The 20,344-nt window shown below is 59.6% G+C and carries 21 protein-coding genes; 14 read left to right on the top strand and 7 right to left on the bottom strand.

What is annotated here, in order from left to right:
- On the bottom strand, window positions 1–1,521 hold a 1,521-nt coding region (locus VGL70_15835), incomplete at its 3' end, for a DNRLRE domain-containing protein (protein HEY3304995.1).
- A 520-nt stretch (window positions 1,522–2,041) separates the two neighbouring features.
- Between VGL70_15835 and VGL70_15830 the strand changes: the two genes are divergently transcribed.
- The 3 genes from VGL70_15830 (at window position 2,042) to VGL70_15820 (ending at window position 3,769) form a co-directional block, all read left to right on the top strand.
- A complete protein-coding gene (locus VGL70_15830) occupies window positions 2,042–2,455 on the top strand; it encodes a c-type cytochrome (GenBank protein HEY3304994.1) in 414 nt (137 codons plus the stop codon).
- Between the two features lie 56 nt (window positions 2,456–2,511).
- The gene (locus VGL70_15825; protein HEY3304993.1) at window positions 2,512–3,165 is read left to right on the top strand and encodes a MarC family protein; all 654 of its coding nucleotides are present in this window, start codon (window positions 2,512–2,514) and stop codon (window positions 3,163–3,165) included.
- Between the two features lie 187 nt (window positions 3,166–3,352).
- Window positions 3,353–3,769, top strand: a complete 417-nt coding sequence (locus tag VGL70_15820; GenBank protein ID HEY3304992.1) for a TraR/DksA family transcriptional regulator — start codon at window positions 3,353–3,355, stop codon at window positions 3,767–3,769.
- A gap of 130 nt (window positions 3,770–3,899) precedes the next feature.
- Here the strand turns inward: VGL70_15820 and VGL70_15815 are convergent, their stop codons facing one another.
- On the bottom strand, window positions 3,900–4,259 hold the full coding sequence (locus VGL70_15815; protein ID HEY3304991.1) for an HNH endonuclease signature motif containing protein: 360 nt from the start codon (window positions 4,257–4,259) through the stop codon (window positions 3,900–3,902).
- 124 nt (window positions 4,260–4,383) lie between these two features.
- A complete protein-coding gene (locus VGL70_15810) occupies window positions 4,384–5,841 on the bottom strand; it encodes an NAD(P)/FAD-dependent oxidoreductase (GenBank protein HEY3304990.1) in 1,458 nt (485 codons plus the stop codon).
- 60 nt (window positions 5,842–5,901) lie between these two features.
- Between VGL70_15810 and galT the strand changes: the two genes are divergently transcribed.
- Both galT and glgA read left to right on the top strand, forming a co-directional pair.
- Complete coding sequence (gene galT / locus VGL70_15805; protein HEY3304989.1) at window positions 5,902–6,903, top strand: galactose-1-phosphate uridylyltransferase; 1,002 nt, start codon at window positions 5,902–5,904, stop codon at window positions 6,901–6,903.
- Window positions 6,904–6,951: 48 nt separating this feature from the next.
- Window positions 6,952–8,415, top strand: a complete 1,464-nt coding sequence (gene glgA / locus VGL70_15800; protein HEY3304988.1) for a glycogen synthase GlgA — start codon at window positions 6,952–6,954, stop codon at window positions 8,413–8,415.
- Window positions 8,416–8,437: 22 nt separating this feature from the next.
- Here the strand turns inward: glgA and glgC are convergent, their stop codons facing one another.
- Together glgC and malQ are read right to left on the bottom strand one after the other, a co-directional pair.
- Window positions 8,438–9,676, bottom strand: coding sequence for a glucose-1-phosphate adenylyltransferase (gene glgC, locus VGL70_15795; protein ID HEY3304987.1), 1,239 nt, complete (start codon window positions 9,674–9,676; stop codon window positions 8,438–8,440).
- Between the two features lie 64 nt (window positions 9,677–9,740).
- The gene (gene malQ, locus VGL70_15790; protein ID HEY3304986.1) at window positions 9,741–11,267 is read right to left on the bottom strand and encodes a 4-alpha-glucanotransferase; all 1,527 of its coding nucleotides are present in this window, start codon (window positions 11,265–11,267) and stop codon (window positions 9,741–9,743) included.
- Window positions 11,268–11,499: 232 nt separating this feature from the next.
- Here malQ and VGL70_15785 point away from each other — a divergent pair, with 232 nt between their 5' ends.
- The 9 genes from VGL70_15785 (at window position 11,500) to hisA (ending at window position 19,668) form a co-directional block, all read left to right on the top strand.
- Window positions 11,500–12,567, top strand: a complete 1,068-nt coding sequence (locus VGL70_15785) for a tripartite tricarboxylate transporter substrate-binding protein (protein HEY3304985.1) — start codon at window positions 11,500–11,502, stop codon at window positions 12,565–12,567.
- Between the two features lie 96 nt (window positions 12,568–12,663).
- Entirely contained in the window at window positions 12,664–12,867 is a 204-nt protein-coding gene (gene rpmE / locus VGL70_15780; GenBank protein HEY3304984.1) for a 50S ribosomal protein L31, read from the top strand.
- A 190-nt stretch (window positions 12,868–13,057) separates the two neighbouring features.
- The gene (gene prfA, locus VGL70_15775; GenBank protein HEY3304983.1) at window positions 13,058–14,119 is read left to right on the top strand and encodes a peptide chain release factor 1; all 1,062 of its coding nucleotides are present in this window, start codon (window positions 13,058–13,060) and stop codon (window positions 14,117–14,119) included.
- Between the two features lie 5 nt (window positions 14,120–14,124).
- The gene (prmC, locus tag VGL70_15770; GenBank protein ID HEY3304982.1) at window positions 14,125–15,039 is read left to right on the top strand and encodes a peptide chain release factor N(5)-glutamine methyltransferase; all 915 of its coding nucleotides are present in this window, start codon (window positions 14,125–14,127) and stop codon (window positions 15,037–15,039) included.
- A 129-nt stretch (window positions 15,040–15,168) separates the two neighbouring features.
- A complete protein-coding gene (gene murA, locus VGL70_15765; protein ID HEY3304981.1) occupies window positions 15,169–16,428 on the top strand; it encodes a UDP-N-acetylglucosamine 1-carboxyvinyltransferase in 1,260 nt (419 codons plus the stop codon).
- A 10-nt stretch (window positions 16,429–16,438) separates the two neighbouring features.
- Window positions 16,439–17,728: a histidinol dehydrogenase gene (gene hisD / locus VGL70_15760; protein HEY3304980.1), complete on the top strand. Its 1,290-nt coding sequence runs from the start codon at window positions 16,439–16,441 to the stop codon at window positions 17,726–17,728.
- Between the two features lie 11 nt (window positions 17,729–17,739).
- Window positions 17,740–18,327 (top strand): imidazoleglycerol-phosphate dehydratase HisB, encoded by a 588-nt coding sequence (gene hisB, locus VGL70_15755; GenBank protein HEY3304979.1) that lies wholly within the window; start codon window positions 17,740–17,742, stop codon window positions 18,325–18,327.
- Entirely contained in the window at window positions 18,324–18,941 is a 618-nt protein-coding gene (hisH, locus tag VGL70_15750) for an imidazole glycerol phosphate synthase subunit HisH (GenBank protein ID HEY3304978.1), read from the top strand. The genes hisB and hisH overlap by 4 nt, the downstream gene beginning before the upstream one ends.
- Window position 18,942: 1 nt before the next feature.
- Entirely contained in the window at window positions 18,943–19,668 is a 726-nt protein-coding gene (gene hisA / locus VGL70_15745) for a 1-(5-phosphoribosyl)-5-[(5-phosphoribosylamino)methylideneamino]imidazole-4-carboxamide isomerase (GenBank protein HEY3304977.1), read from the top strand.
- A gap of 37 nt (window positions 19,669–19,705) precedes the next feature.
- On the opposite strand, the gene VGL70_15740 is transcribed toward hisA, so the two are convergent.
- Both VGL70_15740 and VGL70_15735 read right to left on the bottom strand, forming a co-directional pair.
- Window positions 19,706–19,951: a DUF5647 family protein gene (locus tag VGL70_15740; protein HEY3304976.1), complete on the bottom strand. Its 246-nt coding sequence runs from the start codon at window positions 19,949–19,951 to the stop codon at window positions 19,706–19,708.
- Window positions 19,948–20,268 (bottom strand): hypothetical protein, encoded by a 321-nt coding sequence (locus VGL70_15735; protein HEY3304975.1) that lies wholly within the window; start codon window positions 20,266–20,268, stop codon window positions 19,948–19,950. Before VGL70_15735 ends, VGL70_15740 begins: the two co-directional genes overlap by 4 nt.
- Between the last annotated feature and the right edge of the window lie 76 nt (window positions 20,269–20,344).

Below are 20,344 nucleotides of genomic sequence, written 5' to 3'. Positions count from 1 at the left end.
TCCGGTGTCGCCGGTTGGTCCCGTCGGTCCGGTGGGTCCCGTGGGTCCTGTAGGTCCGGTGTCTCCAGTTGGACCGGTCGGTCCCGTCGTGCCTGTAGGTCCAGTGGGTCCGGTATCTCCAGTGGGGCCCGTTGGTCCGGTAGGTCCGGTGGCGCCGACGGCGGCAAGCTTCGACCAGCAGGCTTCCGATCCGCTGCCGCAGTCGTCGGTACCGCCGGGGAAATCGTTGACGTTGCTTGTGTGATCGAAAAGAGCGATCCAGGTCTCGCTGTTGTAGGTGACGACGTCGTTCAACTGATAGCTTACGCCGTCGGACCAGGCGCCTTCAAAAATTATTCCTGTTGGTCCGGTGGGTCCGGTCGGTCCCGTCGGACCGGTGTCGCCGGTTGGACCCGTCGGTCCCGTCGGACCGGTGTCGCCGGTCGGTCCCGTCGGTCCGGTGGGTCCCGTGGGTCCTGTAGGTCCAGTGTCTCCAGTTGGACCGGTCGGTCCCGTCGCGCCTGTAGGTCCAGTGGGTCCGGTATCTCCAGTGGGGCCCGTCGGTCCGGTGGGACCAGTAGCGCCGACGGCGGCAAGCTTCGACCAGCAGGCTTCCGATCCGCTGCCGCAGTCGTCGGTACCGCCGGGGAAATCGTTGACGTTGCTCGTGTGATCGAAAAGAGCGATCCAGGTCTCGCTGTTGTAGGTGACGACGTCGTTCAACTGATAGCTTACGCCGTCGGACCAAGCGCCTTCGAAAATAATTCCCGTAGGTCCGGTGGGACCTGTCGGGCCGGTGGGACCAGTTGGGCCGGTATCGCCGGTCGGTCCCGTCGGTCCGGTCGGACCGGTGTCGCCGGTCGGTCCCGTCGGTCCGGTTGGCCCCGCCGGTCCCGTCGGACCGGTGTCGCCAGTTGGTCCGGTCGGTCCCGTGGGTCCGGTCGGTCCTGTAGGTCCCAGGCCGTATTGGGAAAGATCGAGAGTAATGTCTAGTTGGGCATAATTTTTTCCGCTCTCTTTAGAATCAAATGGTAAGCTGAGGGTTCCACTCTCATAGACAAGAGCGATACCGAGATTTGGATCGCCATCGACCCAATCTTGCACGAGCGTCGTGAGATCAACGCTGATGAATTGCCCGGAATCCGCGGAGGCAACGGCTATTCCCGTCACCTCGGTCGCGCCGAACACGGGCGCGGTGGCGTAAGTGACGCTCGGTTCAGTCCAAGCGCCTGCCACACGCTGCACCTTAAAGGTGCCTGCCTTGACCGTGCCTCTGGCGAAGAGAGTGAGAGTGGCGCTTTTGACGTTGTCTGAGGTTACTCCCGGCGGAAGAGACGAGAGGTCGAAGTAGAGCAACCCGGTAGAGGTTGAGCTGACCAGGACCGTGGTTGCCGCGCCGAACTTGCTTGTCGGAGAGCCAGACTTGATGGTTGCGTCGTCCATCAAGATGGCCTGCACCGCAAGCGAGACGGGTGGACAACAAAATTCTAGGCCGACTGCGAGCAGGGCCAGCAGGAAAATTTTATTCAACGATTTTTTCAAAAATGAAGCTCCATGAGCTCTACGCTCTGTGGTGCGCCCCACGGTGTCAATAATCTGACGGAAGTTGGTCGACATAACGCCGCTGCGCTCGCATCAAGCAAAGCTTTCCTCTAGACGACATTGTGTAGCAATCCGGAAGCCATCATCTTCCACTGTTCGGCTTCCAGGCGTCGCCGGTACTCCTTTGGATCTAAGTATCGACCGATGAAATGAGAACTTTAGGATGTAGATGGGGAGAATATGACTATTCAGAAAGTGCCGCCGCCGAACGACGCAACTTGCTGAATTGGCGGAGTTAACAAAAGCTGTGCAAAGAGCAGGCAAGCAAATGCCGGTACGAACCGCTCTGCGTGCCGCCTTTTGCGTCGTTCCGTCTTATGGCAGGCGGAACGGACACCTTCGCTCGATTATTGAATCGGATTGAAGAACTCAGACTTTAGCGCGGCAAATTTTTCCGGCGCATAGTGGGCGGTCTTTTCCCGGTGGCTATCGCCTGGTATAGGTCGTTAGCATGCGCGCCGTGAAATCAGCTCTTTTTTTCTGCGCGGCGACGGTATTTTTCCCGTCGATCCGCGACGCAGGGACGGGCGCCGCCGCGGGCGGTTCGGTCGAGCGCGGCAAGTATATCGTGGAACAGGTGGCGATGTGCGGCGAGTGCCATACGCCCAGAGATCAAAATGGTCGTTTGGTCCGGGCGGAATATCTTCGCGGCGCGCCGGTTCCCGTGAAGGCGCCTCCTTATCCCGGCATGAAATGGGCTATTAAAGCTCCGGCGATCGCCGGCCTGTCCGGCTATAGCAAAGAACAGGGTGTTCGTCTCTTGACCGAAGGAATTTCAGCCAACGGCAGGGTTCCTGACCCGCCGATGCCGCGCTTCCGACTGACGGCCGCGGACGCTGAGGCAGTCGTCGCTTACTTAAAATCTTTGCAATAACGCGTGGACTTCAAAAAAACAGTCTCGTGCGATCCGTGCGCCGGGATTTTTTCCGCATGGAAGAAAGCTTGTTGCAATTCGGACTGAGAGCGTTTGCGACGCTGTTCATCGTCGTGGATCCGCTGGGCGTCGCGCCGATGTTCGTTGCGTTGACCAGCGAGCTTCGCGACGCTGAACGGCGGAGAACTCTCTCGCGGGCGCTGGTTGTCGCCTTCAGCGTGACCATGTTTTTTTTGCTGGGAGGAGGCTTTCTGCTTTCTTATCTGGGGGTGACGGTGCACGCGTTTGCCATCAGCGGCGGGATTCTCCTCTTCGCGGCGTCGTTCCCGATGCTTTTCGGTCAGCGGCCCGGTCTCCAAGCCCCCGAGCGTCACGAGCAAGGCGGGGCCGGCGAAGACATCGCGATTTTTCCTCTTGCCATACCGTTGCTTTCCGGTCCCGGAACGATCACGACCGTTCTGCTGTTGACGAATCAGATTCGCGGCGACATTCTCCGCTTGGGAATATTCGCCGCCGTCATCGCGATTGTCTATTTGATCGCCTGGTGGGTGCTTCACGCCGGCGAGCGCGTGATGGCGCGCCTGGGCGCAGGCAAAGTGCACATCATCACTCGAGTCCTGGGGATCGTCCTCGCGGCGCTGGCCGTGCAGTATATTCTCAGCGGCATCGCGGGCTACTATGCGTCGTTGGTCAACCCGACCGTCGAATAAGAGCGCGGTCCATCCGGCAAAAAAGCCGGCTCGACGACCGCGTCCAGCAGTACCCTCATCGCTTCCGGATTTACTCCGCTCCGGGATTTTTCTCTCGGTGACTTCAGAGTTCACCCGATTGATGCCGCAGGTTCGGGCTTATATTTTATAAGTTTCCGGACGCTGTGCCGGCGGCAAGGAGGGAAGCATGAACGAGAAAAAAAGAAGCATCATCGATTCTCTGGCTGAAGAACTGCAGCGGAGACGGCTCCTTATCTTGGGCGATATGGACGCAACGCAAGGAGAGTTGAAGACGATCGCCCAGGAGCGGGAGCCGGAACTGGAAGAAGACGCGCAGAAGGAAAGAATCGCGACGGTACTGGAGCGCTTGAGCGACAGGGACAAGCAGACGCTGGACGAGATCGATGAGGCGCTCCAGCGCATCGTCGACGGCACCTATGGAAAATGCGCCTCCTGCGGAGAGTATATAGCGCTGGCCCGGCTGCGCGCTCTGCCGACAACGCGGCTCTGCATCGCCTGCGCCCGCGCGCGCGAAGGGAAACAGACAGCGAAAATTGAGATGGATGATCTCGCGCCGCTGGAAGACGATCGAACCTTCGATTAAAAAACCGCCCTGATTCGGAAGAAGGGAAACCTGAGCCCGGTCTTTTCGGGCCGATGTAGACAAGCTCGGGAGTTACCGCTGGAGATGCTTTCCGAATTTTTCCGCTACCTTCACTCGAAATCGGCCGCGCTTATCTCGTAATGAACTGTTGAATCAATGCCACGGCTGGGGTCCAATAGGGATACTCGTCGCCTTTGCTTCGATTGTTCTGCCATTGCAACGGCTGCAGATTATCGAGATCATCGCCGCCGCCTGCCGCAACGGGCACCATATGGTCGATCTCCCAACCGGTTCTGACGGTAAGGCCGTAGTCGGCACGTCGTATCAATGCGCCGGCGGAATCCAACCGGTAGATCGAAGGGTTTGCATTGGGAGCAAAAGACGCTTTTTCCCAGACGAGTTGAACTTGTGAATCTTGAAACGCCGCGCCGGTGCTGGTCGTGCCGTGTCCTCTAGACGCCAAACCCAAACCTGTAAGGAGCGCTCCCATGATACCCTCCCCCTAAGTTTTTAATGCAGCCATCATGCACCCAACATATGGGGGGTGTCAAGATATTTAATAGCAAGATATAGGCGAGGTACGACGCTGCGCCGGGCACTCACCGCGGTGCCGGTTACCCAAGATCCCGTAAAACTTTCCGTGCCGCAAAAAAACCGCACATGCCGTGGACGCCGCCGCCGGGCGGCGTCGAGGCCGAGCACAAATACAGTCCTCTGATCGGCGTCGCATAAAACTTCGCCGTCGGGCGAAAAAAAAACTGTCCGAGCGTGGCGGCGCCGCCGTTGATGTCGCCGCCGATGAGATTGGCATTGTGCTGTTCCATATCCGCGGGTGAATGAATTTTGCGAAAAAGCACGCGCGCGCGGAAACCGGGCGCGAATCGCTCGATTTGATTTTCTATTTTCTCGGTCATGTCCTCGGAGGAGGCGTGCGGCACATGACAGTACGCCCAGACCGTATGTTTTCCCGCGGGCGCGCGCGTCGGATCGAAAAGCGACGGCTGCGCCAACAGCACGAACGGTTTATCGCGCGGTCTTCCTTCCCATGCGGCGCGCTCGGACGAGGAAATCTCTTCCAGCGTGCCGCCGAGGTGGACCGTGCCGGCGCGAGCGCAAGCTTCGTTTTTCCATGGAATCGGCGCGCTCAGGGCCCAATCGATCTTGAAAACGCCCATCCCATAACGGTACCGCCACAGCCGGCGATGAAACGCCGCCGGCAAGCGCGCTCCGGCGAGGTTCACGAGCTGTCGTGGCGTCACGTCGCACACGATCGCTCGCGCCGCGGGAAGCTCGTCGAGCGAGTCAACGCGACGGCCCGTGATGATTTTACCGCCAAGACTTCTTAGGTGTCCGGCCAAGGCGTCGGCGATTTTTTGCGCGCCGCCTTCAGGGATCGGCCAGCCGACGGCGTGACCGGCCGCCCCCAGCACCAATCCGAAGCCCGACGACAGGGAATATTCCAGCGGCAGCATCGAATGAGCGGCCAGGCCGGCGAAGAGCGCGCGGGCGCGCGGCCCGCGGAAAAATTTTTCCGCGGTCTTCCGAGAAGAGCCGAGCGCGCGCAGGCCGAAAGAGAGTAGTTGAAACGGATGGGAGGGAAACCGCGGCGGTCCCAAAAAATTAGGGATCAGCGTCTGCCAGTTCCGAATCACCGGTCCGAACAGTTTTTCATACGCTCTCGCATCGTCGCCCATATGCGCGCAGGTTTTTTCCAAAGAGCGTTCGAGAAGGATCGCCGAGCCGTCGTCGAGCGGATGCGCCAAAGCGGCCGGCGGTTGGATCCACTTGAGGCCGTGTTCCGCGAGCGGCAGTTCGCGGAAAAAAGGCGAAGCCAGAGCCAGCGGGTGAACCGCGGAGCAGAGATCGTGGGTGAATCCGGGCAAGGTCAGCGCGGCCGAGCGCGCGCCGCCCCCGTAAGTCGCCTGCGCCTCGTGGACGACGACCGACCAGCCGGCCTCGGCCAGAACGATCGCGGCCGCCAGTCCGTTCGGACCGGATCCGATCACGATCGCGTGGCGGTCTTGGGCCGGCATATCCCGGCAAGAGTTGCACGATCCGCTTCGCGATGCCATCGAAAAGGCGCGCCGAATGGACAAATTTCTCTGAAAATGAAATAATTATTTTCGCCGAACATTATGCCGCAGCTAAGAAAAGACCCCGTCACCGGCCGTTGGGTGATCATCTCGACCGAGCGCGCCAAGAGACCCACCCATTACGAACATCGCAAGAGCCCTTCAAAACCCGGCCCCTGCGCGTTTTGCGAAGGCAACGAACGCCAGACGCCGCCGGAGATCGCCGCGTACCGGCCCGGGGGCTCCCAGCGTGACGGTCCCGGATGGACGCTCCGCGTCGTGCCCAACAAGTTTCCCGCCTTGATGATCGAGGGCAGTCTCGACCGCCGCGGCGAAGGGGTTTATGACTTAATGAACGGCGTCGGCGCGCATGAAGTCATCATCGAAACGCCGAAGCACGAAGTGAACGCGGGCGAGCTCACCAACCAGCAGTTCGAAGAGGTGCTTTGGGCGTATCGGGATCGGGTGTTGGATTTGAGGGAGGATAAAAGGTTTCGCTACGTTCTGATCTTCAAGAATCAAGGCGCGGACGCGGGCGCCACGATGGAGCACAGCCATTCGCAGTTGATCGCGCTGCCGATCGTTCCGCGCAACGTGACCGACGAGCTGGTCGGCGCGCAGGAGTATTTCAAATACAAGGAGCGCTGCATCTACTGCGACATCGTGCGCCAGGAAATCGACGACCGGTCGCGGATCGTGAGCGAGAACGACAGCTTCGTCGTGATCTGTCCGTTCGCGCCGCGGTTCCCCTTCGAGACCTGGATTTTGCCGAAGAAGCATTCTTCCTACTTCGAGCACGCGACCAAGCAGGAATACGTCGACCTCTCGCGCTCGCTCCGAGAGACGCTGATCCGGCTCAACCGCACGTTGAACGATCCGCCTTTCAACTATCTCATCCACTCGATGCCCTTTCAGGAAATGGACAACGGCCACTTTCACTGGCACATCGAGGTGATGCCGAAGCTGACTCAAGTGGCCGGCTTCGAGTGGGGCACGGGCTTTTACATCAACCCCATGCCGCCCGAGCTGGCGGCCCAATCCCTCAGGGAAATCGCGCTGTAAAATTTTCCGCCTTTTTGATATCGGGCATCGACGCGCATGAAGATTCTCATGGCGGCTTCGGAGAGCGTTCCGTTGGCGAAGACCGGCGGGCTGGGAGATATGGTCGGCGCGCTCTGCGGCTCCCTGGTAGGCCTCGGCGCGGAGGTGGCCGTCGTTCTGCCCGCCTATCAATCCATTTTAGCAGGCGGCTTCTCATTGCAAGAAACGGGAATAGAAATCGAGGCGGCGCTCGGCAAGGAGCGCGTTCCAGGAACCGTCTTAAAAATGACCTTGGACAGTGGCGTCGCGGTTTACGTGATACGGCAGGATCGCTACTTCCGCCGGCCGCAACTTTACGGCGCGCCGCAAGGCGATTATCCGGACAACGCGGAGAGGTTCGTTTTTTTTTCCAAGGCCGCGCTCCATCTGTCCCAACGCACTGGTCCGTGGGAATTGATCCATTGCCACGACTGGCAAGCGGCGCTCATCCCGGCGCTCAAACAACTCGACGCGGCTTCCCGGCACGAAGCGCGAAAGTGCAAGACCGTTCTCACGATCCACAACCTGGCGTTCCAGGGAAATTTTCCCATGGCGGCTGCGAATCTGTTGAATCTGGAGGTGCGCTACTTCACGCCCGAGTATTTGGAATTCTACGGGCGCGTCAATTTTCTCAAAGGCGGGATTCTCTATGCCGACGCGCTTACGACGGTGAGCCGGAAGTATGCCCGGGAGATCCTGACTCCCGAGTATGGCTGCGGGCTCGAAGGCGTCCTACGCGGCCGGGAGCGCGATCTGCATGGGATTCTCAACGGCGTGGATTACCGCGAATGGAATCCCGCGACCGATCCCTACATCAAAGAAAATTATCGCCCCGCCGACTTGAGCGGCAAGCAAGGTTGCAAGAAAGACCTACAGGAGATTTTCGCTCTGCCTCCGAAAGCCACAACCCCTTTGATCGGCATCGTCTCCCGCCTGACGGACCAAAAGGGGATCGATATCATCCTGCAGGCGATCGAGGATCTCTTCAGCATGAACTTGCAGATCGTTATCCTCGGCGCCGGCGACGAGAAATACCAGACCCTTCTCGCGGACCTGCCCGGCGCGCGCCGGGGAAAGATCGGCGTCAAAATTGGTTTCGACGAGGCTCTCGCCCACAAGATCGAGGCGGGCGCCGATATGTTTCTGATGCCTTCCAAATACGAGCCGTGCGGTCTCAACCAGATTTACAGCCTCAAGTACGGCACGGTGCCGATCGTGCGCGCCACCGGCGGCCTGGACGATACCATCGAAGATTACGATCCGATCGGCGGGACGGGGAACGGATTCAAATTTACCGAGTACTCGGCCTCCGCCTTGTCGAATGCGGTCAAGCGAGCCGTCGCCGTTTATCGCGACAAAAAAGCGTGGCGGCAGTTAGTGGCCAACGGCATGGCCTCAGACTTCTCCTGGGAGAAACCGGCAGAGGAATACTTGGCTCTCTATCGCAAGCTCGTGGAGCGCGAAGATTCCGGATCCCCGGGTGCGCTGGAATGACGCGGCGCGAAACCGCGCCGCATCAGGGTATAACCGCTCTCGGCTCTTCGCGCGGGATGACCGTGATGCCGCTCTTGGTGACGAAGTAGCGCTCGCGGTCCCTTTCGACGTTGTAGCCGATCTCCGTCCCCGGCGGAATGTAGACGTTTTTATCCAGAATCACTCTTCTCAGCCGGCAGCCCCTGCCGATCTCCACTCGCGCCATGATGACGGCGTCTTCGATGGTCGAGTAGCTGTGGATGCGGACGTTGCGGCTGATCACCGAGTCGCGCACGAGGCTGCCGGTGATAATGGTCCCTTCCGCGACGATCGAGTTGAGCGCCATTCCGCGCCGCCCTTCCTCGTCGAAGACAAATTTTGCCGGCGGATCGCTGTAGCTGACGGTTCGAATGGGCCAACTGCGGTTGTACAGGTTCAAAGAAGGGTCCACGTCGCGCAGCTCCATGTTGGCCTCGTAGTAGGCCTCGACCGTCCCGATGTCGCGCCAATAGCTCGACTCCTCGCCTTTGGCGGAGATGGGGATGCGATTGGTCCGGAAGTCGTAGGCGAGGATTTCTTTCCCGGCTTTTAGCAATTCGGGGATGATGTCGATGCCGAAGTCGTGGCTGCTTTGTGGCTTCGGCGCATCGTTCTCCAGCGCTTGTAGGAGCAGCTTGGTCTCGAAAATATAATTTCCCATCGAGGCGAGCGCCCAATCCGGCTCTCCCGGTATCGGCTTCGGCCTGGCGGGTTTCTCCTCGAAGCCGACGATGCGCCATTCATCATCCACTTCCATCACGCCGAACTGCGAAGCATCTTCGATCCTCACCGGCAACGCCGCGACCGTGACCTCCGAGTTTTTCTGCCAATGGTATTCCGCCATCTGGCGGATGTTCATTTTATAGACGTGATCGGCGCCGAAAACCGCGACGGCCTTGGGATTGGGCCGCTTGATCAGGTGGACGTTTTGATGGACGGCGTCGGCCGTTCCCCGGTACCAATCGACGCCCGAGCGCATCTGCGCCGGCACCGGCGTGACGAAGTAATCCCGGAGCAGGCTGCTGACCTGCCATCCTTCCTGGAGATGTTCCACGAGCGATTGGGCTTTGAATTGGGTGAGGACGTAGATCGAATAGATTCCGGAATTGACGAAGTTGGAGAGAACGAAGTCGATGATGCGATATTTGCCGCCGAAGGGGACTGCCGGCTTGGCGCGGTCTCTCGTCAAGGGATAGAGCCGCTTGCCGCGGCCTCCAGCCATCACCATTCCGAGGATTTCCACGTTTTGTCCCCTTTTCTCTCGAACTATAACGTCGGAAAGTTAACGAGTCAATTTCACGGCGGATTCAATCCGCCTGCGACCCGCGGCTTTGCCCCGGGACTCTTCCATAGATCTCGGCAAGCTTCGAGAGCTCTGCGCTCAACGAGGACGTGATCTGCTCCGGAATGAAGCGCCAAGCCCAATTTCCTTCGGTCGTCGCCGGCCGGTTCATCCGCGCCTCGGAGCCGAGACCGAGCAGATCCTGCATCGGTATGATCGCGGTGTCCGCCACCGACATGAAGCAGAGCCGAATCAGTTCCCAGTGGGCCATTTCCGCCGCGACCTTGTGGCCGACATAGGCGCAGAGCCGCTCGCGGTCATCGGCGCTCGCCTCTTCCAGAAACCAGCCCTTGACCGTGTTGTTGTCGTGGGTTCCGGTGTAGACGACGGAATTCTTCTCGTGGTTGTGAACGGCGTAGGGATTGCTTGCCATGTCGTCCCCGAACGCGAACAGGAGCAGCTTCATCCCGGCGAAGCCGAAGCGCTTCATGACTTTGCGGACATCGGGGGTGATCAGTCCCAGGTCTTCGACGAAAAACGGCAGGCCGTGAAACTGGAGCACGAGGCCGGCAAAAAAATCGTCCGATGCCGCCTTGACCCAGCGACCGTTCTTCGCCGTGCGCTCGCCCGCGGGCACCTCCCAGTAAGCGACAAAGCCGCGAAAGTGATCCAGGCGGACTCTATCGAAGCAGGCGAGATTGTGACGCAGCCGCTTGAACCACCACGCATAATTCGTTTCCTTGAGCGCGTCCCAGCGGTAAACCGGATTGCCCCAGAGCTGGCCGGTGGCGCTGAAATAATCCGGCGGGACGCCGGCGACGACGGTCGGCCGCTTCGCCTTATCGAGCTTGAAGAGGTGCGGATTGGCCCAGACATCGGCGCTGTCGCCGCTCACGTAGATCGGCAGGTCGCCGACAAAAAGAATCTTCTTGCCGTTGGCGTATTCCTTGAGCGCGCTCCACTGTTGGAAGAAAAGGTACTGAAACAACTTTTCCTTCTTCATTTCCTCGCGGCATTTTTTTTTCCATTGCGTGAGCGCGCTCTTCTCTCGATCTCTCAGCGGTTCCGGCCAATCCGGCCAGGGCGCGCCGTCAAAGCGGGCCTTGAGTGCGGTGAACAGGCTGTAATCTTCGAGCCAGCCGGCGTTCTGGTCGCAAAACTTTTCAAATCCGCCGTCCAGCGCCGCGCGGTTTTGATAACGTTGAAAAACCTTGTCGAGCAGCCGGGCTTTATACGCCGTGACGATCTCGTATTGGACGCGCTCCCGCGCGAACGGGGGATGCTCTTCGAGATCCTCCGGACGGAGCCAGTCCTCCCGCAGCAGCAGCTCGGGGCTGATGATGAGCGGGTTCCCGGCGAAGGCGGAGCGGCTGTCGTACGGGGAATTTCCGCGGACCGGATCGGTCGGGGCGAGCGGAAGAATTTGCCAGTAGGTCTGGCGCTCTGCGGCGAGAAAATCGGCGAAGCGGTAAGCCCACGGGCCGAGATCGCCGATCCCGAAAGGCGACGGAAGGGAGGTGATGTGAAGCAGGACGCCGCTCGCTCGACTCATTATTTGCAAAGATATACTCTTCTTTTTCTCATCTCCAGCCGCCTATGAAAAAGAATCAGCCGCCTGTGCGAAGCGAGGAGATCGGCCCTTCGAGAAACTCCCCGGCGGACGCTAACCTCGATAGTCTGAGTGATGAGGGCTCGGACCTTGCGTCGAAATCGAATTCGTTATAGCAGCTAGCAGGGGGGCCGATCGCCCGTTCGAGCCTATCTAAGGATAAGGAGGAAATTCCATGCTCACGATGCGTAAAAGCTTGCAGGGTTTAAAGGTTCAAGGGGTTCAGGGTCTGCTCGCGGCGTTGTTTGCGCTTTGTCTCTTCAACCTTTTGATCGTTACATCGGCCGCCGCTCAGGATTCTTTCTACAAAGGCAAGACCATCCGCATCATCGTCGGTGCCGCGGCCGGGGGCGGCTACGACACCTATTCGCGGACGATCGCCCGCCACATGGGCAAGCACATTCCCGGCAATCCTACTTTCGTCGTGGAAAACATGCCCGGGGCCGGATTCCTGATCGCCGCGAACCACGTCTATAAGGTAGCCAAGCCGGACGGTCTCACGATCGGCCACTTCATCGGCGGCCTCTTTTTGCAACAGTTGTTGGGGAAAGCGGGTGTGGAGTTCGAATCGGTGAAGTTCGGATTTATCGGAGTCCCGGCTCAGGACAACTACATGCTCACTATCGCGAAATCGGTCGGCATCACCAGCATCGATCAATGGCTAAGCTCGAAGACGGTCGTCAAGCTGGGCGGTGTAGGCGCCGGCTCGGCTACTGACGATATTCCCAAGATTCTCAAGGAAGCGATCGGCCTCCCGGTCCAGATCGTTTCCGGTTATACGGGCACCGCCACTATAAAGCTCGCGTTCAACAGCGGCGAGGTCCAGGGGGTTTGCAATTCTTGGGAATCCTTGAAATCGACGTGGCGCAGCGAGATGGAATCGGGCAGTGCGATCATTGTGTTGCAGAATGTCGCCAAGGCCCATCCCGACCTGCCGAAAGTCCCGCTGGCTATCAACTACGCAAAGACGGAGGACGGAAAAAAGCTGATCCGCTCCGCGGTTCACACGGTCGGCCCCGCGGCCCGTCCCTATGTCGTGCCGCCGGGCACTCCACAAGATCGAATCGAGATTCTACGCAAAGCCTTCATGGACACCGTGAAGGACAAGGAATTTCTAGCCGACGCGGAGAAGGCCAAGCTCGATATCAATCCGTTGGACGGCGCAACGCTGGAGCGCAACGTCAAAGACGTTTTCAACATCGATGCCACGCTGGTTCCGAAATTGAAGGAGATTCTAAAGTGACCGCTTCGGTCATCCTGAGCGAAGTGAAGGATCGCGGCCTCGCCGTGTGATTTGAAGCCGCTAACCTTTCATGCTATAGATTTTGCAGAGGTTGTTATGAAAGCGGGGATCCATCCGGAATACAAAGCGGCCAAGATCGTCTGCGCTTGCGGGCACGTGGTCGAAACGCGCTCCACGGTGCCGAGCATCCACGTGGAGATCTGCTCGGAGTGCCACCCTTTCTACACGGGGAAACAGAAATTCGTCGACTCGGCCGGTCGGGTAGAAAAGTTCAAGAGAAAATACGGCATCAAGAACTAGGCCTGGCGGAGGTTTCGGACTGAATGTGACGTACTAGCGGAGTTTGAGTGAAAAAAGGGCAAAGGGGCACACACAAATCCCTTTGCCCTTTTTTATTTGGAAGACATCTTTCAGCAGTCAGCTTTCAGCGTTCAGTAAAATGCATTTGACCTAGCTGATGGCTGAGGGCTGATCGTTGAGAGCTATCGATATGCTGGACAAACTTGCGGAAGTTGAAAAGCGCTACACGCAGTTGGAAAGTCTCCTGAGCGACCCTTCGTTCTCGGGCAAGCAGCGGGAATATTCCAAGGTCGCCAAGGAGCGCGCGGATTTGGAGGAGCTCGTCGTCTGTTACCGGGACTGGAAGAAGATAGAGCAGGAAATCCAGTCGAACCGCGAGCTGCTCGACGAGAGCGACGAGGCGATGCGCGAGCTGGCCAAAGAGGAGCTGGCGGCGCTGCGCGAGCGCAAAGAGCAGCTCGAAGCGCGCCTCAAGGTTCTCCTCCTCCCAAAAGATCCCAACGACAGCAAGAACGTCATCTTCGAGATCCGCGCCGGCACCGGCGGCGAGGAGGCGGCGCTTTTCGCCGCGGAGCTCTCGCGCATGTACACGCGCTACGCCGAAAACAGGGGATGGCGCGTCGAAGTCATGAGCTCGAACCCGACGGGGCTCGGCGGCCTCAAAGAAATTATTCTCCTCGTCGAGGGAAAAGGCGCCTACAGCCGGCTCAAATTCGAGGGCGGCGTGCACCGGGTGCAGCGGGTTCCGATGACCGAAGGCTCCGGCCGAATTCACACGTCCACCGTGACGGTGGCCGTCCTTCCGGAGGCCGACGAAGTCGAGGTCGGGGTCGAGCCCAAAGATTTGAAAGTCGATGTGTTCCGCGCTTCCGGTCCCGGCGGGCAGAGCGTCAATACGACGGACTCGGCTGTCAGGATGACGCATATTCCCACCGGTCTTGTGGTCTCGTGCCAGGACGAGAAGTCGCAGCACAAGAACCGGGCCAAGGCGCTAAAGATTCTCAGCGCGCGCCTGTTGGAGAAAAAACAGGAGGAGCAGCGCTCCGAGATCGCCGCGACGCGCAAGCTCATGGTCGGGAGCGGCGACCGCAGCGAGAGAATCCGCACCTACAACTTCCCTCAGGGTAGGATGACCGACCACCGCATCAATTTTACGCTTTATAAGCTCGATCGGGTGATCGAGGGCGAGCTGGACGAGCTGCTCGACGCCCTGAACACGCATTATCAGGCGGAAGCATTGCAGGCGGGGTGAATACGATGACCGCGGCGATCGACATAGAGATTGCGTCCGATGCAGAGCCGCTCACGGTAAGACAAGCGCTGCGCGAAGCTACGGCGCTTCTTTCCAGCGCGGGAATCGAGAGCGCGCGCCTGGACGCGGAGGTTCTCCTGGCCGGAGCTTTGGATCTCGACCGGAGTCAACTCTATCTCCACGGGGAGCAGACGCTTCCCGCGCGCGCGCAAGAGCGGTTGCGCTCTTTTATCTTGCGCCGACTTAACCATGAGCCGGTAGCATACATCGTCGGCCGGCGGGAGTTCTGGTCGCTCGATTTTCTCGTGACGCCGGCGGTGCTGGTGCCGCGGCCTGAGACCGAGCTGCTGGTGGAGACGGTTATGGAATATTTAGGACAATTTCGAAATTCGAAGTTCGAAATTCGAATTTTGGAGATCGGGACGGGCAGCGGAGCGATCGCCGTAAGCCTGGCGAAAGAGATCGGCAACGCGGAGATATGGGCGCCGGACATTTCTCCGGGCGCGCTCGAAGTCGCTCGAACCAATGCCCGCCGCCACGGAGTGGAGGAAAAGATTCATTTTCTTTTAGGAGACGCTTTCATGCCGGTGAGGGACCGCACCGAGTTTTTCGACGTGATCGTTTTCAATCCGCCTTACGTGCGACGCGACGAGCTCGATACGCTGCCGCGCGACGTGCGCGAGTTCGAGCCTCGTCTCGCTCTCGACGGCGGGCCGGACGGCCTCGATTTCTTTCGTCGAATTATTCCCGAAGCGCGCCGCCATCTCGCCGCCGGCGGGTTCCTCGCGCTGGAGATCGGCGCGGATAGGGGTCAAGAAGTTAATCTTCTTTTTGTGGATGCCGGCGGCTACAGTCCGCCGCGTCTCTACCAAGACTATGCCGGTAAGGACCGCGTCGTCGTTGCGCGCATGTTGATATGAGCTTCAAAGAATGTTGAAAGAACCCGTAATCGCCCTTCGACAAGTCTCAGGGTGACCGGAAATAAAGACTAGCGATAAAGCTGGACCGTTCGTGCTGAGCCTGTCGAAGCACGATGAAAGGTAAAGCGAGTGGATAAGATCATCGTCAGCGGCGGCCGGCGGCTTGAGGGCGAAGTGACGGTCAGCGGCTCGAAGAACGCCGCGCTGCCCATCCTTATATCATCACTCTTGACCGCCGAGCCGTGCCGTTATGAGAGAATTCCCGATCTCGTCGATACCAAGACGGCTTTGAAGCTTCTCAAGTGGCTTGGGGTGACGTTGGAGGGGGAGACGGGTTCCGGCTGCGTCGCGCTCCAGGCAAGCAAGATCGACAAGCTCGAAGCGCCGTACGATCTGGTGAAGACCATGCGCGCCTCGTTTTTAGTTCTAGGGCCGCTGCTCGCGCGCTTCGGCGAAGCGCGCGTGTCCACTCCCGGCGGGTGCGCGATCGGCGTCCGTCCGGTCGATCTGCACCTGAAGGGGCTCGTGGCGATGGGCGCCGAGATCGAATTGGTTCACGGCTACGTCGAGGCGAAGGCGAAAAAACTCAAAGGCGCGAAGATCTATCTCGATGTGCCTTCCGTGGGCGCGACGGAGAATCTCATGATGGCCGCCGCCCTGGCGGAGGGCGCGACGGTGATCGAGAACGCCGCCAAGGAGCCGGAGATCGAAGATCTGGCTTCGGTGCTGAACAAAATGGGCGCCCGAGTCGCGGGCGCCGGCAGCGACGTCATAAAGGTGGAGGGAGTCGAGCGCCTTGGCGGCGCGTCGCACCGCGTCATTCCCGACCGCATCGAGGCGGGGAGTTTCATGGTAGCGGCCGCGCTGACGCGCGGCGACGTCGTCGTGAACGACGTGCGGCCGGATCATTTCGACGCATTCCTTCTGAAGCTCAAGGAGAGCGGTGTGGCGCTGTCGGTCCAGGCGGATCGGGTGAGAGTCCAGGGCGACGGGAGAGTGAAGAGCGTGGACATCACGACGCTGCCGTATCCCGGCTTCGCGACCGATCTCCAGGCGCAGATGATGGTGTTGATGGCGGTGGCCGACGGCGTTAGCGTGATCACGGAAAATATTTTCGAAAACCGCTTCATGCACGCGCAGGAGTTGGATCGCATGGGCGCCGACATCCGCCTGGAGGGCAATCGCGCCGTCGTCCGCGGCGTGGAGGGTCTTTCCGCAGCGCCGGTGATGGCGACGGACCTACGCGCCAGCGTGTCGTTGATTTTAGCCGGCCTTGCGGCCAAAGGGGACACGGAGATATCGCGGGTCTATCATCTCGATCGCGGCTACGAGCATATCGAAAAGAAGCTCTCGGCGCTGGGAGCGGACATCAGAAGAATAAAGGGATGAAGGATGAAGGATGAAAATCCGATTGGTTAAGACGAGCGACTCCGCTTTTAACAGCCTGCTGAAGAAGGTCGTCCAGCGCCGGAGCGGCAGAGAGCAGAGCGTAGAGAAGAAGGTGAGCGAGATCATTCGTTCCGTGCGGGTTCGGGGCGACCGCGGTCTGTTCGATTACACGCGGCGCTACGACGGAGTTCGTCTGACTCGCCGTACCGTCGAAGTGTCCAGGCGGGAGATGGACGACGCCGTCAAAAAGACTCCGGCGCGGAATTTGAGGACGCTCCGTCTCGCGGCCAAAAGAATCGCCGCGTTTCATCGCCGGCAGATGGAGCGGAGCTGGGGCTATCGCGATCCGATCGGCATGTTTCTCGGCCAGCGAATCAGTCCGCTGGAGCGGGTCGGCGTCTACGTGCCCGGCGGCAAGGCGTCCTATCCTTCGACGGTCCTGATGAACGCAATCCCCGCGAAAGTCGCGGGCGTCGGAGAAATCGTCATGACTTCTCCGATCGGCGAAGACGGCGCGTTGATTTTGGCCGCGGCGCGAGTCGCCGGCGTGGACCGGGTGTTTCGCGTCGGCGGCGCGCAGGCGGTGGCGGCGCTCGCGTTCGGCACCGAGTCCATTCCCAAGGTGGACAAGATCGTCGGGCCGGGCAATATTTACGTGGCGGCGGCGAAGCGGCAGGTCTTCGGCGAGGTGGATATCGATTCCATCGCCGGACCGAGCGAGATCCTGCTCCTCGCCGACACTTCCGCCGATCCGGATCACGTGGCGGCGGACATGCTTTCGCAAGCGGAGCACGACGAGCTGGCGGCGGCGCTCTGCGTCACGCCGTCGCTCGCGCTCGCGCGGCGCATACGCGCCGCCCTGGAGCGCCAGACGCGCGACACCAAGCGGCGCGCGATCACGTTGAAGGCTTTGGAAAACTACGGCGCGATCATCGTCTGCCGCGGGCTCAACGAAGCGGTGGCGATTACCAACGCCATCGCTCCGGAGCACGTGGAGCTGATCGTGCGCGAGCCGCGGAAATGGGCGCGCTCGATTCGCAACGCGGGCGCGCTCTTTCTCGGTCCGTATTCCACGCCGCCGCTGGGCGATTACTTCGCCGGACCGAATCACGTTCTTCCGACCGGCGGAAGCGCGCGGTTTTTTTCTCCATTGGGCACGTACGATTTTCTAAAACGCACAAGCGTGATTCACGCCGAAAGACGCGCGCTGCGCGCGCTTGCGCCGTCTATTACCCGCTTGGCGCGGCTCGAAGGGCTCGACGATCACGCGCGCGCGGTCGAGGCGCGGTTTAAAAAATAAGGAGAGGGACTATGGGACGCAGCGCAAAAACGGAGCGGAAGACCAAAGAAACCCAGATCACCGCGGAGCTGGAGCTCGACGGCAGCGGCGCCGCCGAGATCCAGACCGGCATTCCGTTTTTCAATCACATGCTGGAGATCTTCACGCGCCACGGCCTGTTCGACGTCAAGATTCAAGCGAAAGGGGACATCGAGGTCGATTACCACCACACGGTTGAAGACGTCGGGCTGACGCTCGGCCAGGCGTTCAAGCAGGCGCTCGGCGACAAGCAGGGGATCAGCCGGTTCGGCGAGGCCACCGTGCCGCTCGACGAGGCGCTCGCGCAAGTGGTCGTCGATTTAAGCGGGCGGCCGTATCTCGCCTATAACGTCAAGATTCGCCCCGGCCGCGTCGGCGACTTCGACACCGACCTGCCGCACGAGTTTTTCCAGGCGCTGGCCAATCAATTGGGGATGAACCTGCACATCAACGTGACGCAGGGCGAGAATCCGCATCACATCATCGAGGCGTGCTTCAAGGCGCTCGCGCGCGCGATGGAAAAGGCGACGCGCATGGATCAGCGCATCAAGGGAGTCTTGTCGACCAAAGGGAGCCTATGATCGCGATCGTCGATTACGGCATGGGCAATCTCCGCAGCGTGCAGAAGGGCTTCGAGCGGCTCGGCTATACGGCGGAGATCACCCGGGAGGTTCCGGCCATTCTCGGCGCCAAGGGAGTCGTCCTTCCGGGGGTCGGCGCGTTCAGCGCCTGCATGGAAAATCTCCGGCGCTACGGATTGGTCGATCCGATCCGCGAAGTCGTGACGCGGAAAAAGCCGTTCCTCGGAATTTGTCTGGGTTTTCAGCTCCTCTTCAGCGAGAGCGAGGAGTTCGGGCCGCAGAAAGGTCTTGACCTTTTTCCCGGCAAAGTCGTGGCGTTTCGCCCGGACAACGGCCTCAAAGTCCCGCACATGGGTTGGAACTCGATCGAGAAAAAAAAGCCGACGCCGTTTCTCGAAGGGATTGCCGACGGCGACTACGTTTACTTCGTCCACTCGTATTACGTCGTGCCCGAAGACGGCTCGCTGGCGGCCACCACGACGCCTTACTCGGGCTCGTTCGTCTCCAGCATCGCCACCGATCATCTTTTCGCCTGCCAGTTCCATCCGGAGAAGAGCCAGAAGATCGGGCTCACGATTCTCAAAAACTTCGCGCGCTTCGCCGAAAAGAACTAAGATGCTGATCATTCCGGCTATCGACATCAAAGATGGCCAGTGTGTACGTCTGTACCAGGGCGAGATGGACCAAGAGACGGTCTATTTCCCCGATCCGATTGCGGCGGCGAAACACTGGGTGGCGGAGGGCGCGGAGCGGCTCCACGTCGTTGACTTAAACGGCGCCGTCGAAGGCCGCCCGGTCCACAAGCGGGAAATCGCAGGAATCTGCCAAGCCGTCGCGGTTCCCGTCCAGCTCGGCGGCGGCCTGCGCTCGCTGGAAGCCGTAGAAGAAGCTCTCGGCCTCGGCGTCGCACGCGTGATTTTAGGAACGGCCGCTTACGAGAATCCCGACTTTCTCCGCCAGGCTTGCGCTAAATTCCCCGGAAAAATTATCGTCGGCATCGACGCGCGCGCCGGCCGAGTGGCGGTCAAGGGATGGAAAGAGACGACGTCAATGGACGCAGTCGAGCTGGCCGTCCGCTGCGAAGCCGACGGCGCGGCCAAAATTATTTACACCGACATCGGCCGCGACGGCACGCGCCAGGGCGTCAACGTAGAAGAAAGCCGCCGCGTGGCTCGCGCTGTAAAAATTCCGGTCATCGCCTCCGGCGGCGTTGCGACGCTGGAAGATATCCGCCGGCTGAAGGAGGTCGAGAAGGACGGCGTCGAAGGCGTCATCGTCGGCCGGGCGTTGTACGCAGGCGCATTCACGTTGAGAGACGCGCGGAACCCGGCAAGAAATTAGCTGATGAGATATGTCACTGATGGGAAAATTTGTTGGACTACCCAACTTTTGAAACCTTGCGTCTTGTAACCCGGAGCTTTACGGCTATAACTTTCTCGCCTTTGGCTTTTAAGCGGTTGAGCATCTTTTTATTTTCTTTGTGTAAAGGCGCGTCTCCTTCGGGGAGGATAACCAACGACGCCTCTTTTGGGATCTCATCGAGAATATCAGGATGGTCAAAGGCATATTTCATGAACTCGTCCAGAAGATCCAAGTTCTTTCTGACGGTGGATTCTTTCTTCATCTCTGCAGCTCCTTCTCATAGCCATAACGATACCACTGCCAAAGGCTCTTGAGATCCTGGATGGCAAAGGTAAAACCGAGATTCAGGTTGGCGAAGTTCAGAGGTTGTTTATCGACCGAGCCATCCGGATGTAACACATCCCTATGAGCGAACCTGTGAGCAGTATCGTACCGGACAACCGCTCTCCAGCGATCATGAATTAGGGCCTCATATTGAACGACAAAGCTCACGATTCTTCCCCGCACTTTCGTCGCCCTTACCCGCAATCGGTCTTCCTCTTCGGGTGAGAGTGGATAGATAAACTCGATTTCATTCACCCAGCTTCCCTCATCCGGGCGTCATCGCCATTTGTACGGTGGAACTTTATCCCGTGAGGGACTGATTAACAAGCGT

It is taken from the genome of Candidatus Binatia bacterium, from assembly GCA_036504975.1.
GTDB lineage: Bacteria > Desulfobacterota > Binatia > UBA9968 > UBA9968 > JAJPJQ01.
This window is presented reverse-complemented; position numbering and strand designations above follow the sequence as displayed.

Excerpts from the sequence above, each read along its gene's own strand:
- rpmE (HEY3304984.1), top strand. The coding sequence starts at position 12,664 with ATGAAAGCGGGGATCCATCCGGAATACAAAGCGGCCAAGATCGTCTGC.
- hisD (HEY3304980.1), top strand. The coding sequence starts at position 16,439 with ATGAAAATCCGATTGGTTAAGACGAGCGACTCCGCTTTTAACAGCCTG.
- VGL70_15785 (HEY3304985.1), top strand. The coding sequence starts at position 11,500 with ATGCTCACGATGCGTAAAAGCTTGCAGGGTTTAAAGGTTCAAGGGGTT.
- VGL70_15810 (HEY3304990.1), bottom strand. The coding sequence starts at position 5,841 with ATGGCATCGCGAAGCGGATCGTGCAACTCTTGCCGGGATATGCCGGCC.
- VGL70_15740 (HEY3304976.1), bottom strand. The coding sequence starts at position 19,951 with ATGAAGAAAGAATCCACCGTCAGAAAGAACTTGGATCTTCTGGACGAG.
- VGL70_15815 (HEY3304991.1), bottom strand. The coding sequence starts at position 4,259 with ATGGGAGCGCTCCTTACAGGTTTGGGTTTGGCGTCTAGAGGACACGGC.
- VGL70_15820 (HEY3304992.1), top strand. The coding sequence starts at position 3,353 with ATGAACGAGAAAAAAAGAAGCATCATCGATTCTCTGGCTGAAGAACTG.
- hisA (HEY3304977.1), top strand. The coding sequence starts at position 18,943 with ATGCTGATCATTCCGGCTATCGACATCAAAGATGGCCAGTGTGTACGT.
- glgA (HEY3304988.1), top strand. The coding sequence starts at position 6,952 with ATGGCGGCTTCGGAGAGCGTTCCGTTGGCGAAGACCGGCGGGCTGGGA.
- prfA (HEY3304983.1), top strand. The coding sequence starts at position 13,058 with ATGCTGGACAAACTTGCGGAAGTTGAAAAGCGCTACACGCAGTTGGAA.
- hisB (HEY3304979.1), top strand. The coding sequence starts at position 17,740 with ATGGGACGCAGCGCAAAAACGGAGCGGAAGACCAAAGAAACCCAGATC.
- prmC (HEY3304982.1), top strand. The coding sequence starts at position 14,125 with ATGACCGCGGCGATCGACATAGAGATTGCGTCCGATGCAGAGCCGCTC.
- VGL70_15825 (HEY3304993.1), top strand. The coding sequence starts at position 2,512 with ATGGAAGAAAGCTTGTTGCAATTCGGACTGAGAGCGTTTGCGACGCTG.
- malQ (HEY3304986.1), bottom strand. The coding sequence starts at position 11,267 with ATGAGTCGAGCGAGCGGCGTCCTGCTTCACATCACCTCCCTTCCGTCG.
- hisH (HEY3304978.1), top strand. The coding sequence starts at position 18,324 with ATGATCGCGATCGTCGATTACGGCATGGGCAATCTCCGCAGCGTGCAG.